Raw genomic sequence first — 15,773 nt, forward strand, 5'->3', positions numbered from 1 at the left:
TGCACAGTACCGGAGCCGGTCGGGCAGGATCAGGAAGCGCTGATCAATCGTCGGTCGAGCGTGTCGAGACCTCAGATGTACCGCTGTGGCAACGGGTTTCGACGCTCGACCAGCGGTGGGTGCGTTGATCGGCACTTCCGTGAGGCACCCTCTCTGGCGCTCGTGATGAACGCGTGTAGCCGGTCTTGATACATGCCGGCGACCAAGGCTCGGACCCGGCCACCCGGCTCGCGGCGCTGACTAGGCTTGAGCTCATGACGCAACGCGTAGACATGTGGTTCGACTCGATCTGCCCCTGGGCCTGGCTCACCTCGCGCTGGCTGCTCGAGGTCGAGAAGGTGCGCGACGTCGAGGTTCAGTTCCACGTGATGAGCCTGTCGGTGCTCAACGAGGGCCGCGACCTGCCCGAGGGCTACCAAGAGGCGATGGCCCGGGCGTGGGGGCCGGCTCGGGTGGCGCTGGCCGTGCAGCGCGACCACCCCGATCGGCTCACCGACTACTACACCGCGATCGGCACCCGGTTGCACCCCGGGCACGAAGAGCTCAGCGACCAGACGATCGCGGCGGCGCTCGCCGAGGCGGGGCTGCCCGGCGAACTGCTGGACGCCGCCCACACCGACGCGGCCGACGACGAGCTGCGCGCCTCGCACCATGAGGGCATGGATCCAGTGGGCGACGAGGTGGGCACCCCGGTGATCCACCTCAACGGCATGGCGCTGTTCGGCCCGGTGATCTCGCCGGCCCCCAAGGGCGAACAGGCCGGTGAACTGTTCGACGGCTTCGTCAAACTGACCGCCTACCCGGGCTTCTTCGAGGCCAAGCGAACCCGCACTGTCGGGCCGATCTTCGACTGACGGTGCCGTTCGGGCGACGTCGGCGGGGTCGGCTATGTTGGCGGCATGCGCGTTCACATCGCCGCCGACCACGCGGCCTACGACCTCAAGGAGTTCCTGGCCAAAGAGTTGACTGCGGCCGGGCATGACGTGGTCGACCACGGGGCGCACAGTTACGACTCGTCCGACGACTACCCGGTCTTCGTGCTGCCCTGCGCCGAGGCGGTGGCTGCCGACCCAGAGAGCCGCGGCATCGTGCTGGGCGGCTCGGGCAACGGTGAGCAGATCGCGGCGAACAAGGTGAGGGGCGTGCGTGCAGGCCTGGTGTACAACACGGTGATGGCCCGGTTGGCCCGCGAGCACAATGACGCCCGCATCGTCGCCCTGGGCGGACGCATGCAGTCGCTCAGCGACGCGCTGGCCATGGTGAAGATGTTCCTCGAAACGCCGTTCTCGAACGATCCGCGGCAGGTGCGACGGCTGCAGATGCTCGACGACTACGAGGCCCAGCACCAGCGCTGACCGCCCGGTGAGGCAGGAGTAGCCCATGCCCGAGGGGCACGTGATCCATCGGCTCGCCATCGGCCTGACTGACTGGTTCGGGGGCCGTCCGGTGCGGGTCAGCAGTCCGCAGGGTCGGTTCGCCGACGAGGCGGCGCTGCTTGACGGCGGGGTGCTGAACGGTGCCGAGGCCTACGGCAAGCACCTGTTCGTCGACTTCGGCCCCGACCGCATCGTGCACATTCACCTCGGGCTGATCGGCAAGCTCTGGCTGATCGAGGGCGACCCCACGTCGCCGGCCGGGCCCGAGACCCTGCGGCTGCGGATCGCCCGCGGTGAGCTGAGCGCCGAATTGCGCGGCCCGCAGTGGTGCCGACTGATCACCGACCAGACCCGCGACGCGGTGATCGCGAAGTCGGGCGACGACCCGATTCGCTCCGATTCCACCGGCGACAGGGCGTGGGCGCGCATCAGCCGTAGTGGACGCAGCATCGCGGCGCTGCTGATGGACCAAGGAGTCACCGCCGGAGTCGGAAACATCTACCGCGCCGAGGTGCTGTTCCGGCACCGGATCAACCCGTTCCGCCCGGGCCAAACGATAACCCGGCGCACCTGGAGCGCCGTCTGGGCCGACCTGGTGGGGCTGATGCGCGACGGTGTCAGCGAGGGCCGAATCGACTCGGTGCGTGAGGAGCATCTGCCCGAGGTGATGGGTCGGGCGCCCCGGGTCGATCGGCACGGCGGCGAGGTCTACGTGTACCGCCGCGCCGGTCTGCCCTGCCTGGTCTGCGGCACGCCCGTGCGAACCCAGCTGCTCGAGGGCCGCAACCTCTACTGGTGTCCGCGCTGCCAGCGGAAACGCTGATGCAGTGGGGCGCGTTCACCGTCGAGGTGGCTCCCGACGGGGCCGGCTTCCGGCTGTTGCACGGCGCGGACGAGTGGGCGGCGTTCAGCCTGCACCGGATGACTCCGACCGGACGGTTCACCGATGACGCCGACGAGGTCGAGCACAGCTTCGCCCTCGACGACCTGCACGGTGCGGTACGGCATTCGATCGCGCAGAACTGGACGATCCGCTGGGCGCTGCGTGCCGCCCAGCCGTCCGAGCTGGACGAGCCGCCCCTGCTGCGGGTGCGTCCGGGGGCGGCGAGCGTGGTGTGGGCGTGGCCGGCCGGGGCCGAGGCGGTGCTGGCGATCGGGCCGCGGCGACGGGGCGGTCCGGTGGTGGGGTTGCGGCTCACCCAGGGCTGGCTGGGTGCCGACTGCGACGGCTTCGCGCTAGCCCCCGAGGGTCTGTTGCTGGCGCCCGGCAGGCGCTGGGTGGGTTCGTTGCGAGCCGAACTGCTCCCCGACCTGCGTGGCATCGGGGCCCGGCTGCCCGCCTGGTTGGCCCCCCTGGAGCTGACCGCGGGCCAGCCCTGGGAGTTTCGGCAGCCCGACCAGGCCCTGGTCGTGCAGCCGCCCGCCACCACCCGCGCCGAGGGTGACGCCGTGCAGGTGCTCGGCGGGGCCGGGCGGGCCGGCGTCCTGCTGCATTCGGCTCGGGGGCTGACCGCGCTGACCCTGTCGTTCGCGCCCACGCTCGACACGCTGCTGGCGGCGGTGGCCTCGGCCGTGCTGCGCGGCGACCGTCCGGCCAGCCCGGCTGCCGCGTTCGTGGTGGCCGAGGCCCTGGGCCGCAGCCTGATCAGCCAGCCCCTGGCCGCCGAGGAATGGCTCGACGACTATGACTGGCAACGCGAGACCGACCTGCTCGCCATCGCCAGCGGCATTGTGCGAGGCCAGCGGGCGGGCAACGCGCGTCCGGTGCGGGCGGCGCTGCGACGACTGCGGGTGGTGCACCCGCAATTGGGATTCGGACGGGTGGTGATGGCGGCCTGGCTGGCTGGGCTGGCTCTGGGCGACGATGCGCGCGACGACGCCGTGGCACTGCTGACCAGGCCGAGCGGCGCCGACTGGGTGGGCCTGGAACTGAACGTGCTCAACCTGCGCAGCGTCGAGGTGGCGGGCCCGCTGTTCGACGGGTTGATCAACGCATTGGGCGGTGACCTGCCGGGGGAGCCGGTCGGGCTGAGCGCCGTCCAGCAGGCGCAACTGACGGGCCTGCTGCAGTTGTGCCCCGAGGAGTGGCCGATGGCCGGGGCTGCGGCGGTGTGCGCCACGAAGAACTCGCGGCGGCTGCTCGCCGCGGTGGCATCATCGGGCTTCGGCGGGCCGGACGATCTGGCGGTGCTGGCCTGGCTGGCGCTGGGGGAGTCGCTCGTCTGAGCCTTGTCTCATTGCCGTTGTCGAGACCCCTGGTGGACGAGCTTGTCGAGACCTCGTCAGGCGTCCGACTTGCCGGGGGCTCGGGTGAAGGCCCATTCGGGGTCGGTGAGCATGCGGGCGCCGGACAGGCCCGCCACCATCGCGACCACCACCAGCACGGTCGAGACGCCTGACTCGATGGCGGCGGTGATGTCGGCCTGGTCGAAGTAGATCAGGGTGCGCAGCGCCGACGAGCCGGGAATCGAGACCAGCAGGGTCGGTACGGTCATGATGATCTTGGTCATCTTGAACCAACGGGCCACCAGGCCGCAGGCCAGTCCGATGATCACGCAGGCGACGAATGTGGCCACGTGGGGCTTGATCCCGAAGCCCAGTAGCAGCTCGCGTGGCACATTGCCGACGATCGCGATCGCGCCGGACGCCACTGCGGTGCGGGGCGGCACGTTGAACATGCTCGCCCAGCCGAACACGGCCAGGAAGCTGGCCGCGACCAGTGCCGTCCAGACCAGTGCGGGTGGGCCGTCCAGGGCGGCCACCGGGTCGGGTGAGACGCCGGTCAGTGAGGCCACCAACCACACGCCGATCGCCATGGCGAGCAGCACCATGGCGGCGTAGGTCAGGCGGGGCACGCCGGCATCAAGGTCAAGCCGGGTCAGGTCGAGCCCGGCCGTTACCAGCGGAAAGCCGGGAATCAGAAAGATCGAGGCACAGATGAACCCAGCTGCGAAGCGCGGGCTGGGCGAGCCGAGGAGCAATGTGATGAGTGCGGCGAACGCGACGTACAGGGCAGAGGCGAGGGCTGCCGAGGTGAGCACCACGGCCAGCAGGTTGAGCTGCAGCCTGGTCAGCAGCCGGTGCAGCCCGTAGGCCAAAGCTGAGGCCGGCAGTATGGCCGACGTCTCGCGCCAGCCGCCGTTCGAGAGCACCGCTACCGAGGCACAGGCCAGGGCCACCAGCAGCACCAACAGCCAGGCCGGGTAGCGCAATGGTCGATCGTCGATGGCATTGAGCCGGGCTTCGACGTCGAGCGTGCGTTCGCGCTCGGGCAGCTCGTGGCTGAACTGGTGCAGCCGGGCGATGCGGTCGGCATTGACGCTCGGACGGGTCTCGCCGACCTGTGTGCGAAAGATGCCGCGGCGTCCGACGGTGAGCACGATCTGGGTGAAGGTGACCTGCGCGTCGATCTGTTGAATGCCCACCGTGCGCGCTACCGACGCCATCACCTCACGCACTCGCAGGGCGCTGGTGCCGGCACCGAGCATCATCGTTCCGGCCCGGAGCACCACGTGCGAGCGGCGAATCAGATGTGTGGGCTCGAGCTGGTCCTCGTACTCGTGGTCGCTGATCGGGGGGCTCGGCTCGTCCTGCACTTCAGCCATGGCTCCACGCTAGACCGGGCGCATGGAACACGGGGACGGTTCCGAATTCGGTTCGGCCCGGAGCCGAGCGTGACGCTGGGGGCTGGTCACGTCCCGACCGCTGGTTGAGCTATGTCGAAACCCCTTGCGTCTGTGGTGCGTGCGGGGTCTCGACAAGCTCGACCATCGATTTGGCTGGTTGAGCTGCGTCGAAACCGTTTGCGTCTGTGGCACGTCCGAGGTCTCGACAAGCTCGACCATCGAATGATCAGCGCTCTTCGCGGAATCTCTCAGCCCAGCAGCTTCGGGTACGGCACCGGCTCGCCGAGGACGTGCTCGGCGAGGAACGCCGAGACGGTGCCGTACCAGATCGCCGCGTGCTGCGGGCCGATCACCCAGTGGTTCTCGTCGGGAAAGTACAGAAACCGATGCGGGGTGTTGCCGTCGGCGTCCATCGCGAGCTGGGAGCGACTGAGCAGTTCCCACCACAGCCGCAGGCCCTCACCGATCGGCACCCGGTAATCCTTGTCGCCGTGCACGACGAGCATCGGGGTGCTGATGTTCTCGACGAAGGCGTGCGGTGAATGGTCACGCGTCATCGCGGGGCTCATGTCTCGTGCCCAGTAGTAGGCGTGATCGGTGGTGGGGCCGAACTGGTCGAGCGCCCACAGTGAGGCGTGGCTGACAATCGCTGAGAACCGATCGGTCTGGCCGGCCAACCAGTTGGCCATGTAGCCGCCGAACGAGCCGCCCAGGGCCGCGGTGCGGGTGTGGTCGATGTCGTCGCGGGCCTCGACGGCGTCGGTGATCGCCATCAGGTCGGTGTACGGCTCGGCGCCCCAGCGGCTCCAGCCACGGGCGATGAACGCCTCGCCGTAGCCGGTGGAGAGCGCCGGGTCGGGCAACAGCACCGCATACCCCTGGGCGACCAGCAGCCACGGGCACCAGCGCCAGCTCCACGCGTTCCACGAGCTCAGCGGACCGCCGTGAATCCATACCAACAGCGGGGCGGGGTGAGCGGCGTCCGCACCCTCGGGGAGGGCCAGCCAGCCCCGCAGCGGGTGGCCGTCGGACGCCTCGGCGCACACCTCGGTGAGCGTGCCGGGCAGTGCCGGCGCGGGTGTCGGGTGCTGCAGCGGCTCGGCAGCGACGGGCTCGCCGGAGGCGCGAAAGGCGTCCAGATCGATCCGGACGACCTCGGGCGGCGCGGCGTGCGAGGTGCGCAGGGCGTACACCCAGCGCCCGTCGGGCGAGACCTGCGGGTCGGTGAACGCGGCGTCGTCGCTGGTCACCTGCCTGATCGCGGAGTAGCCGAGGTCGAGCAGAAAAACCGGCGAACGGCCGTTGTCGTCGGCGGTGAGCACGACCCCGGTGGAGTCGGGGAGCCAGGTGTAGCCGGCGGCCCAGCGGTCCCAGCCGGCGACGAGCCGGCGGGAGCTGCCGTCGACGAGGTCGAGCAGGTGCAGCTCGATGTGCGGTGGACGCGTCGGGCTGGTCAGTGACGAGCGGACGAACAGCACCGACGAGCCGTCGGGAGAGATCAGCGGGGCATCGGCCTCGGCGTCCGGGTCGTCGTAGAGGGTGGTCGACTCGCCGGTAGCCAGGTCAACCCTGGTGAGCACGGTGCGACGCTCACCGACGGTGGTGATCCTGGCCTCGGAGGTCACGGCGAAGCCTGCCTCGGGGGAGAGGTCGAAGTCCTGCAGCTGGTTGGCCTTAGCCTGTGGGGTGTGGTCGGTCAGCTCCAACCGGTTCTGGTCGGCATCGGTGCCGCCGGGGCCGGGCAGGAGGCCCGACAGCAGATGGACGGCGCCCGGGCCGAGATCGTGGTCCCAGTGTCGAATCGGGTAGCTGCTGTGCAAAATGGCCGCAACTTTGTGGTCCTTGCGCGCTTTGCGCAGTAGGTCTTCGGCCACATCGTCGGCGCTGCCGGGTAGTCGCGAGGCCGCCGTCACCACCACGTCGGCGTGGCTGAGCGTCTTGCCGAAGCCGCCCAGCCGGCTACCGATCAGCCGCGCGTCGCCGCCGCTCGCGGGTAGCAGCCACAGGGTGGCGGGCCCGTCATCGTCGTCGTCGGCCCCGGGGTCGGGGCGCGTGGAGGTGAACAGTACGTCGCCGGCGTCGGTGAACACCGGGGACGACTCGCCCTTGCGTGATCGGGTCAGCCGTCGGGCCGGTTCGGTGTTGGCGGGGTCGACTTGCCAGATGGCACTGCGGTACTGGCTGCGGGTGCTGTTGAGGGTGGTGACGGTGGTGATCAGGCGGGTGCCGTCGGGTGAGAGGCGCAGGCCGGAACATCGGGGCAGATCGAGATAGGCGTCCAGATCGTGGAAGGGTGTCTGCATCTTGTCGACCTTAGTGCGAACAAAGGTCAGGCACGAACGTAACTGTGGAGGTCGGTTACCTGACTCCTTCGCTGCTGCCCTAGAATCGTGGCGGCTGGTCGGTCGGTGGGTCGACTGCCGGGGCGTAGCGTAGTGGCTAGCGCGCCTGCTTTGGGAGCAGGAGATCGCAGGTTCGAGTCCTGTCGCCCCGACCATTGATGCCGCCCGTTGGGGCACGCTATTGCACCTTGCTGACTAGGCGAAACGCCGCAGTGGTGACAGGCGGCCAGTAGTCGCAAGAGCCCATGTCAAGACATTGGGGCTGCCAGTTGGGGGCGTAGCGGGGGCACGCGAAACCCGTGGTTTGGGTGTCGGGTTTGCTGCCGATCGGGAGGTTTTCATGAGCCGGCAGCGCCGGCCGTCGGCAGCATCGAACGCCGTACTGAGTAGTTCCGCGCGAGATGTCTACCCGAATGGGTAGTGAGCTACGAGGCTCCGCGCCCCCAACGGCGACGGTCGTGTGGATGGTCAGGCGGTGGCTCTGCTGCTTGCCACTGGGCAGTTCGGCTGGCCTTCTGGGTCAACCGCGCCGGCGGATGCGTCCGGTGCATGCGCTGCTGTGGTCCGCCGGCAAAAGCTGCCCTGGCCCACGGTCGGGCCCACTCGGTCATCGTGCTACTCGCAGGCGCTGGGGCCGGGTTGACGCGCCCGCCCGCGAATCAGCGCCGGCGTTCGGCCCACCCAACGGGTTCTGGGTCGAAACAGGCCCCTCGCTCCTCTCGCTCGGTGATCACCCTGCCGGCTCTCAGCCGGGCGAGCACCTCGCGCCGGACGGCCCGGACGCGGGCCCCGGAATGCTGTAGCGCCTCGGGGCCCGCCGCTGACCACCAGGCATCCAGTGCATCGACGACCTCGGGCGCGTCCCGTTGGTCGATCAAGTCACCGGTGAGCTGGGCGAGACCGGTCTGCCGTCCCGATCGATCGGCCCGGCGAGCATGCTCACCCAGGATCAGGACGGCCAGACCGGCGCTGACCAGCAGGGCGAGACCCGCCAGGGCAGGCAAGGCGCCCACGGTGCCGACCTCAGCCCAACGAAAGACAAACGCGACGGCAGCGGTGAGCAGCCACAGGCCTCCGGCGCCGAGATGGATCAGCGCGGGTGCCCGTGAGCCCCACAGGGATCCGTTGGCGCGACGCGGCTCGAGCCACCACAGCAGGATGACCGAGCCCACAGCGAGCAAGCCGGCGGGCAGCATTGCGTCGGTGATCGAGAGGCCGCTGCTGCGCGGGGCGGTCAGCAGTGCCGCCGCCAAGACGCCGGCGACCAGGGCAACACCCAGCGCTGCGCGGTGCAAGGCGGTGGAGGTGGGCACAGTGGGAGCGCTGGGGTCGCGGCGCTGGTTCGCAGCCCCGACCGCGGCGGCGCGCACCCGGTCGTGCGCGGCGCGGGTGCGCGGGTCGCAGGCCAGCACTGCGACCCGCCAGGAATCTTCGATGGCGGCTTTCGCGTCGTGATAATCGGCGTCGAAGATGATCAGGTCGATACGGCCGAGCGTGCGCTCATCCATCCCCGTCGCCGAGGGGTGCTGGGCTCCGGCCATGGTCTCCTCCTTCGTCCCCCGATGGCGGGCACGGCAGTGGCACCAGCGTAGGCGCGTGCGGTCGTGGTTGCTCTTGCACCGGGCGCGCAAGGCCCCCGCAACACGGGCGAAATCTCCACCGCCTACCCTGCACGCAGGAGGTGGCGAACATGGACCCGATGGGTGCCCAGCCGATGCGAAACGTGGCGGCGAGTGGCCAAGGGCGCGTGCGTTTCGTGGCCTACGTGCGTGCCGCCGACCGTCCGGGCTCGCTGACCGCGGTCGCCGAGGTGGTGAGTGGGCGTGGCGTCAGCGTGGAGTTCTTCGTCAGCGGCGAGCGACGAGGGAGCAGCGTACTGCTCATATTCGTGTTCGCGGCCAGCCCGCGTCTGCACGGTCAGATCCAACGCACCTTGATGGGCTTGTCTGGGGTCGAGTCGGTCACCATGGTGCCTGCCGACTCGCCCGAGGTGCTGGCCGCCGGTGTGGTGCACACCCGCCCCGGGCACCGCTTCGTGCCACCGCCCGAGACCGCGGTGACCTGGTCGGGCGACACCAGCCAAGACCAGCCGCTGCTCGTCGAGGGCACCCTGGCCGACGTCGAGGCGGTGCTGGCTGCCGCCCGACGGGAGGGTGCGGTGCTGGTGTGTTCGATGCTGCTGCCGCCCTGACTCGGGTTGGTCGGGCACTCCAGGCCGAACCGCGGCCGCGATGCCATGCACCTGGCGCCCGGCCACGAATATGTCTGTAGCCGGGCGCCAGGTGCGTAGCGGTGGCGGAACGCCCATGGGCGGGCGACCGATTCTCGTCGGGTTGACGGCGGGGACGGTGGGGCAGCCCCTCGCCTCTGGTGCTACCGCGTGCCGAAGCGCAGCCCGCGCACGATCTGGGCGATGCCCAGAATCACCAGTGAGAAGCCCAGCAGTAGCCACAGCACGGTGGCACCCCACAGCGGCGAGAACAGCACGACGATGCCGGCGACGATGCTGAGCAGCGAGAACAGCAGAGTCCACACCTTCGAGGCGGTGTCACCAAGCATGGTCAGACCGACCAGGCCCTCGATCACCCACGAGATGCCCACGATGATGCCGAGCAGAACGCCCAGGCTCGCGGCCGCGGTGCCGAGGTTGCCGAAGGTGAAGACGGCTGCGATGAGCAGCAGAGCGCCGAGCACCAGGTAGCCGATCCGCGGCCTGGTGCCGACCTGACGTGAGAACACGCCGATCGCGAGGTTCACGATGCCGGCCAGCAGCAGCCAGACAGCGATGATGCCGGCGACCACCATGGCCGACTTGCCCGGCCAGACGAGAATGACGATGCCGACAATGAGCGAGATTGTGCCTGCGATGCCCAGGGCCGAGCGAATGCCATTCGTGGCGGTGCGGTCGGGGTTGTTGATGTTGTTATCGAAGGCTGAGTCAGCCATCGTTACTCCTTGGTCTGATTGGAACTTCGGGTTGCGGTGCCGGCTCAGGCCGACCCTGACCTCAATCTAGGCTTACCGCCGGGTGTCGCCGCGCGACGGCCGTTGGGTGGTCCGGTGCGGTCTTGACCAGTTCGACCGACGATAATCAGAGCCTCTAGCCGGCCTCAACCGCCCGGTGGCCAGTAGTGCTGGTCGTCGTGACGTGGCGCCCGGCTGCCGAAGATGGCCTGGCCGACGCGTACGCAGGTGGCTCCCGCTTCGATCGCCACCTCGAAGTCGCCTGACATGCCCATTGACAACCCGCCCGGCCCGATCAGGTCGGGGTCGGTGTCGCGGGCCTGGTCGCGCAGCCTGCGCAATTGCACGAAGCAGGCGCGCACCCGGTCGAGGTCGCTGGTGAACATGGCCAGGGTCATCAGGCCCTGCACCCGCAGCGACGTGTACTGCGGCAGCGCAGCCAAGAACGCCGGCAGGGCGGCAGGCTCCAGCCCGTACTTGGACGGCTCGGCCGAGGTGTTCACCTGCACGAACACGTCCAACCCGCGGCCGGCGGCCTGTAGCCGGCGATCGAGCGCCTCGGCCAACCGCAGGCTGTCGAGAGCCTGGAACTCGGCGGCGAACGCGGCAACATCGCGCGCCTTGTTGGTCTGCAGGTGCCCGATCACGGCCCACGACACGTCGAGGTCGCCCAGGTTGTCGTTCTTGCGCTTTGCCTCCTGCACCTTGTTCTCGCCCAGCCGGTGGCACCCGGCCGCGATCGCGTTGCGCAGCCGGTTTTCGCTCACCGTCTTGCTCACCGGCAGCAGCCGGACCTCCAGCGGGTCGCGTCCGGCCCGGGCCGCCGCCTGCGCCATGCGGGCTCGGACTCCCGCGAGGTTGCTTACGAAGTCGTCCACGGTGACCGCGGGTTGGTAGCCGGGCTGTGCAGCTTGGTCGTCGGCGGTCATGACTCACACGCTATCCCGATCGGCTCCCTTTGCTCGGCGGGCCTGGGCAGAGGGGAGCGGCGATCAACGCGACCACCGCTGTGTGAGCTACCTCGAAACCCTTTGCCTCAGGGGCGCTTCTGAGGTCTCGACACGCTCGACCGGCGAAAAGCAGCTGCCCGGTGGGGTTGTCGCAGGGGCGTTTCTGAGGTCTCGACATGCTCGACCGGCGAAAACCAGGGCTTCCCTCAGCGGGGTCGTCCGCGGGTCGGGTCGTGCGGGCGGGGGCTCTATGCCTTCGGCGAATCCTCGGTGTCCACTGCCGCTTCGTCGCCGCTCGCCTGGCTGTCTGCAGCGCGCCGGGTCTTGCGGTCGCGCCGATTCTGCCGCCAGGTTTCGAGCAGGTCGTAGAGCACCGGCACCAGAATCAGGGTCAGCAGCGTCGAGCTGACCAGGCCGCCGATCACGACGATCGCGAGCGGCTTCGAAATGAACACGCCGCCGCCGGTCAGCCCCAGCGCCATCGGCACCAGCGCGAAGATGGTGGCCAGTGCCGTCATCACGATCGGACGCACCCGCAGCCGCGCTCCGGCTTGAATCGACTCGTCGACGCCCGCGCCGGTCTTGCGTTTGGCGTTGATCAAGTCGATCAGCACGATCGCGTTCGTCACCACGATGCCGATCAGCATCAGCAGGCCGATCATGCTGGCCACGCCCAGGGGTGTGTCGGTGATCAGCGACAGCCCCAGCGCGCCGGTCGCCGCGAACGGAATCGACACCAGCAGCAGCAACGGCTGCAGCAACGAGCCGAAGGTGGCCACCATGATCAGGTACACCACCGCGATGGCCACCACCATCGCCAGCCCCAACTGGGCGAATGACTCCTGCTGCTGCTGCGATACCCCGCCGATGCGCACGGTGACGCCGTCGGGCAGGTCGAGGGCGGCGATGCCCTGGGTGATCAGGGTGGTCGTGGTGCCCAGGTCGGACGACTCGGAGCTCGCCGAGATGGTCGCGGCCCGGATGCCGTCGACGCGGGTGATCGAGGCCGGTGCCTGCACCAGCTTCACGCTCGCTACCTGCGACAGTTTCACCGGGTCGGCGGTCGCCTTGGCGGCGTCCCTGCTGTCGTCCTGAATGGACTGCTGGGTGGCCTGGGCGTCCAATGACTTGCTGCGCGACTCGGCCAGCGCGTCGAGCTGCTTGTCGATGGTGGTGACGCCCGACTTGGCCTGCGCCAGCGCGGTGGCCAGTTGCGCCACCTGCGCACCGGTGGCCGATAGCTGGGCGGTGAGCGCATAGACGCTGGACGGCACCGCGGTGCACGCCTGATCGAGCGGCTTCTTGGCGCAGCGGGTGGGCAGGCTCTGTTGCAGGGCGGCCAGCTTCTTCTGCAGGGTGACCAGCTTCTTCTTGGAGCGGTTCAGTTGCTTGGTCAGCGTCTTCTGCGCCTTCACCGCCTGCGCGCGGCTCTTCTTCAGCGCCGCCACCTGGTCGTTGTAGGCGGTGGTCGCATCGCGCTTCGAGTCGGCCGTCACCTTGTCGGAGCGCTTCTGGACGGCGTCGGCGGCGTCCGACTTCGCGTTGGCGTTCATCACCTGGGTGACCGGCAGCTTGATGTCGCGCAGCTCGTCGATGTTCTGCACCGGCGTCTGCGAGCGCAGGAACACGTTCAGCGTGGTGTCGCCCTGGGCCAGGGTGCCGATCAACTGGCCGCGCACCGAGCGGGCGACCGCCTGCCCGATGGACGCCTGCGTCATGCCCAGGTCGGCGGCCTTGCCCTCGTTGACGTTCACCGACAGCATCTCGCGGGCCTCGGCCAGGTCGCTGGTCACATTGGTCAGGCCGTCGACGCCCTGGATCATCGCCAGTACCTTGTCGTTGGCAGCCTGGAGTTGCGCCGAATCTGAACTTTCGACGTAGACCACGACCCCCGTGCTCGAGCTGCCGGCCCCGATCGCCACCTCGACCTCGCCGACGTCGGTGCCGAGCTGAGCGATCTGCTGGCGCAGCCGGGTGGCGGTGTCGGTGGCGTTGCTGCCGGCCTTCAGCGGCACGGTGAACCGGGCCTCGTTCGAGTCGGCTCGCGCGGCCAGGAACACCGCCGAACTGCCGCTACCGATCGTGGTCGAATAGGTCTGAACCGACGGGTCTTGCGACAGCAACCCCTCGATCTTCTGGGCGGCCTTGTCGGTTTCGCTCAGCCCGGTGCCAGCCGGCAGCTTCTGGGTGATCGCCAGGCTCTCGGTGCCGGTGCCGCCGATGAAGTCGGTCTTCAGCCGCGGCACCAGAGCCAGCGTCGCGGCAAACACCAGCACGGCCAGCAGCAGGGTGAGCCAGCGGTGTCCGAGCGACCAGTTGAGCACCGGCAGGTAGGCCCGCTGCAGCCAGGTGTCTTCGGCTTCGGACGCCCCCGCCGCGGCGATCTTCGCCTGCTGTTTTGCGGTGGGCTTCATGAACCACGATGCGAAGACCGGCACCACGGTGAGCGACACCACCAGCGAAGCCAGCAGCGCCACCACGGCGGCAACGGCGAACGGACGGAAGATCTCGCCCGCCTGCCCGCCGACCAGGCCGATCGGCAGGAACACCGCGACGGTGGTCAAGGTCGAACTGGTGACGGCGCTGGCCACCTCTTTGACCGCGTTGGTGATCGACCGGCGGCCGAACTCGCCGTAGCCCTGGTGCCGCTTGATGTTCTCGATCACCACGATCGAATCGTCGACAACTCGTCCGATGGCCACGGTCAGCGCGGCCAGGGTGAGCATGTTGAGGGTATAGCCGCCCACCCATAGGGCGATCAGCGCGATCAGCAGCGACAGCGGAATCGAGATCGCGGTGATCAGGGTGGGCCGCAGTGACCCCAGGAACACCAGGATCACGAGCACCGCCATGGCCAGGCCGATGCCGCCCTCGACGGTCAGGTCGTGCACCGACTGCTCGATGTAGGGGGCCTGGTCGAAGACGGTGACGAACCGTGCGTTGTTGCCCAGGGCATGCTCCAAGTCGGCCAGCCTGTCGTTGATGCCGTGGGCGACCGTGACAGTGTTGGCGTCGGGGGTCTTGGTCATCGACAGGGTCAGCGACGTGCGTCCGTCGACCCGCGAGATGTTGGTGGTGTCGACCGGTAGTTCTTTCACCGTGGCCAGCGCGCTGAGTTTGACCGGGCCGTCGGTGCCCTGCAGGCGCAGGTTCTCGATCTCTTCGACGCTCGCATAGGTGGTGCCGGTCTGCACGTCGAGGTTGGTGGTGTCGGTGCGCATCGTGCCGGACGGAATCGCGGTCGCGTTGGCTGCGAACAGTTGCGCGATGGTGGTGGGGTCGACGCCGTACTCGGTCAGCTTCGCCTGCTTGTAGGTGATCACGATCTCGTGCTCTTCTTTGCCCGAGACCGTGACGTCGCGCACGCCCGGCACCGACCGGAGGTCGGGAGCGACAGTATCGGTCACCTTCTGCGAGAGCGCGTTCAGGTCTTCGTCGGACGACAATGCCAGCACGGCCACCGGTATGTCGTCGGTGCCGCCGGTGATCACCGTCGCCTCGACGCCTGCCGGCAGGCCGCCCGAGATGGAGTCGATCGCGCTGCGCAGCTTGCCGGCCATGTCGTCGGCGGCGATGCCGTAGTCCCATTGCACGGTGACCTGCGAGACCCCGCTCGAGCTCACCGAGGTGACCGACGTCACGCCGTCCACCGCCTTGACGGCAGTCTCGATCGGCTTCGAAACCTGGGCCTCGACCACGTCGGGGCTGGCGCCGGCGTACACACTCACGACGTTGCCGCGGGGCACGTCGATCGAGGGGATCAGCTCCTGCTTCAGCGCGGTGGTGGCGTAGAGCCCCAGGCCGACGGTCAGCAGGCTGAGCAGTAGCACCACGGTGCGGTTGGCAAGGCTTAGTTTGGTCAGGCGGAGCACTTCTTCCCCTTCGCCGGCCCTCGAAAATCAACGGGCAATGCGTGGCCCGTGCCGACCACATTGGTTAGTGTAACCCTAACTATTTCTGTCACAGAAAGCGATCCGGTGGGACCAATCGATGGGGTCGAGGTCGATGCGCAGCGAGCCGTGCTGGCCGCCGAGGTGGTGCGGCTGAACGGTTGCATCCATGACCGGGCGATCGGCCTGGTCGGGCCGATGCCGGTGCCCGCCGATCTGACCATTCAGCAGCTTCGGGTGCTCGATCACGTGGTGAAGCGGCCGGGCCTTTCGGGGCAGGAGCTGGGTGGCTTGCTCGGGGTCAGCGCCCCGACCGGGAGCGGTCTGGTCGATCGCATGGTCGAGAAGGGTCTGGTCAGCCGTACCGACGATCCCGACGACCGCCGGGTTCGCCGGCTGCGGCCCACCGAGGCGGGCCTGGCGGTGATGCGCGAGCTCGACTCGATGTTCGGTCGTGCGCTCGGCGTGGTGCTGGGTGAGCTTTCCACCGCCGACCTTGAGTTGTTGCGCCAGGGTGCGCGGGTGATGCTGGCCGCGGTCGAGCGCGTACGGGCCCGGGGTGAGCGCGAAGCGGACTGACCCGGCCCCTGCTCAGCGCACCGTTGCCCAATCGTCGGTCGAGCCT

Annotated in this window: 12 protein-coding genes and 1 tRNA gene; 7 read left to right on the forward strand and 6 right to left on the reverse strand. The window is 68.9% G+C overall.

Annotated elements, in window-relative coordinates:
* Window positions 1–254: 254 nt before the first annotated feature.
* From QM721_RS14060 to QM721_RS14075, 4 genes are read left to right on the forward strand one after another with little or no spacing between them, the layout of a single operon-like run.
* Window positions 255–854, forward strand: coding sequence for a DsbA family protein (locus tag QM721_RS14060; protein WP_415123060.1), 600 nt, complete (start codon window positions 255–257; stop codon window positions 852–854).
* Between the two features lie 45 nt (window positions 855–899).
* Window positions 900–1,355 (forward strand): ribose-5-phosphate isomerase, encoded by a 456-nt coding sequence (locus tag QM721_RS14065; RefSeq protein WP_415123062.1) that lies wholly within the window; start codon window positions 900–902, stop codon window positions 1,353–1,355.
* Between the two features lie 25 nt (window positions 1,356–1,380).
* Window positions 1,381–2,199 (forward strand): Fpg/Nei family DNA glycosylase, encoded by an 819-nt coding sequence (locus QM721_RS14070; RefSeq protein WP_415123064.1) that lies wholly within the window; start codon window positions 1,381–1,383, stop codon window positions 2,197–2,199.
* Entirely contained in the window at window positions 2,172–3,602 is a 1,431-nt protein-coding gene (locus QM721_RS14075; RefSeq protein WP_415123066.1) for a hypothetical protein, read from the forward strand. The genes QM721_RS14070 and QM721_RS14075 overlap by 28 nt, the downstream gene beginning before the upstream one ends.
* 56 nt (window positions 3,603–3,658) lie before the next feature.
* Here QM721_RS14075 and QM721_RS14080 read toward each other — a convergent pair whose 3' ends face one another.
* Together QM721_RS14080 and QM721_RS14085 are read right to left on the reverse strand one after the other, a co-directional pair.
* Window positions 3,659–4,981: a threonine/serine ThrE exporter family protein gene (locus tag QM721_RS14080; protein WP_415123068.1), complete on the reverse strand. Its 1,323-nt coding sequence runs from the start codon at window positions 4,979–4,981 to the stop codon at window positions 3,659–3,661.
* Window positions 4,982–5,250: 269 nt separating this feature from the next.
* Window positions 5,251–7,305, reverse strand: coding sequence for an alpha/beta fold hydrolase (locus QM721_RS14085; protein ID WP_415123070.1), 2,055 nt, complete (start codon window positions 7,303–7,305; stop codon window positions 5,251–5,253).
* 118 nt (window positions 7,306–7,423) lie between these two features.
* Between QM721_RS14085 and QM721_RS14090 the strand changes: the two genes are divergently transcribed.
* Window positions 7,424–7,499 (forward strand) — tRNA-Pro (locus QM721_RS14090).
* 504 nt (window positions 7,500–8,003) lie between these two features.
* On the opposite strand, the gene QM721_RS14095 is transcribed toward QM721_RS14090, so the two are convergent.
* Window positions 8,004–8,885 carry a hypothetical protein gene (locus tag QM721_RS14095; protein ID WP_415123072.1) on the reverse strand — a complete coding sequence of 294 codons (882 nt, stop codon included), beginning with the start codon at window positions 8,883–8,885 and terminating at the stop codon, window positions 8,004–8,006.
* A gap of 149 nt (window positions 8,886–9,034) precedes the next feature.
* Here QM721_RS14095 and QM721_RS14100 point away from each other — a divergent pair, with 149 nt between their 5' ends.
* The gene (locus QM721_RS14100) at window positions 9,035–9,535 is read left to right on the forward strand and encodes a hypothetical protein (RefSeq protein ID WP_415123074.1); all 501 of its coding nucleotides are present in this window, start codon (window positions 9,035–9,037) and stop codon (window positions 9,533–9,535) included.
* Window positions 9,536–9,717: 182 nt separating this feature from the next.
* On the opposite strand, the gene QM721_RS14105 is transcribed toward QM721_RS14100, so the two are convergent.
* From QM721_RS14105 to QM721_RS14115, 3 genes are all read right to left on the reverse strand, one after another.
* Window positions 9,718–10,290, reverse strand: coding sequence for an HdeD family acid-resistance protein (locus tag QM721_RS14105; protein ID WP_415123076.1), 573 nt, complete (start codon window positions 10,288–10,290; stop codon window positions 9,718–9,720).
* A 164-nt stretch (window positions 10,291–10,454) separates the two neighbouring features.
* Entirely contained in the window at window positions 10,455–11,237 is a 783-nt protein-coding gene (locus QM721_RS14110) for a YggS family pyridoxal phosphate-dependent enzyme (protein WP_415123078.1), read from the reverse strand.
* A 269-nt stretch (window positions 11,238–11,506) separates the two neighbouring features.
* Window positions 11,507–15,130 carry an efflux RND transporter permease subunit gene (locus QM721_RS14115; RefSeq protein WP_415123080.1) on the reverse strand — a complete coding sequence of 1,208 codons (3,624 nt, stop codon included), beginning with the start codon at window positions 15,128–15,130 and terminating at the stop codon, window positions 11,507–11,509.
* A 105-nt stretch (window positions 15,131–15,235) separates the two neighbouring features.
* Between QM721_RS14115 and QM721_RS14120 the strand changes: the two genes are divergently transcribed.
* A complete protein-coding gene (locus QM721_RS14120) occupies window positions 15,236–15,727 on the forward strand; it encodes a MarR family winged helix-turn-helix transcriptional regulator (RefSeq protein ID WP_415123082.1) in 492 nt (163 codons plus the stop codon).
* Window positions 15,728–15,773 lie beyond the last annotated feature (46 nt).

Origin of the sequence: Micropruina sp., assembly GCF_047602085.1 — a bacterium.
Taxonomy (GTDB): domain Bacteria; phylum Actinomycetota; class Actinomycetes; order Propionibacteriales; family Propionibacteriaceae; genus Micropruina.

What these genes read in the sequence shown, in the direction of transcription:
- QM721_RS14060 (WP_415123060.1), top strand. Translation starts at nt 255, where the DNA reads ATGACGCAACGCGTAGACATGTGGTTCGACTCGATCTGCCCCTGGGCC.
- QM721_RS14065 (WP_415123062.1), top strand. Translation starts at nt 900, where the DNA reads ATGCGCGTTCACATCGCCGCCGACCACGCGGCCTACGACCTCAAGGAG.
- QM721_RS14070 (WP_415123064.1), top strand. Translation starts at nt 1,381, where the DNA reads ATGCCCGAGGGGCACGTGATCCATCGGCTCGCCATCGGCCTGACTGAC.
- QM721_RS14080 (WP_415123068.1), bottom strand. Translation starts at nt 4,981, where the DNA reads ATGGCTGAAGTGCAGGACGAGCCGAGCCCCCCGATCAGCGACCACGAG.
- QM721_RS14085 (WP_415123070.1), bottom strand. Translation starts at nt 7,305, where the DNA reads ATGCAGACACCCTTCCACGATCTGGACGCCTATCTCGATCTGCCCCGA.
- QM721_RS14095 (WP_415123072.1), bottom strand. Translation starts at nt 8,885, where the DNA reads ATGGCCGGAGCCCAGCACCCCTCGGCGACGGGGATGGATGAGCGCACG.
- QM721_RS14100 (WP_415123074.1), top strand. Translation starts at nt 9,035, where the DNA reads ATGGACCCGATGGGTGCCCAGCCGATGCGAAACGTGGCGGCGAGTGGC.
- QM721_RS14105 (WP_415123076.1), bottom strand. Translation starts at nt 10,290, where the DNA reads ATGGCTGACTCAGCCTTCGATAACAACATCAACAACCCCGACCGCACC.
- QM721_RS14110 (WP_415123078.1), bottom strand. Translation starts at nt 11,237, where the DNA reads ATGACCGCCGACGACCAAGCTGCACAGCCCGGCTACCAACCCGCGGTC.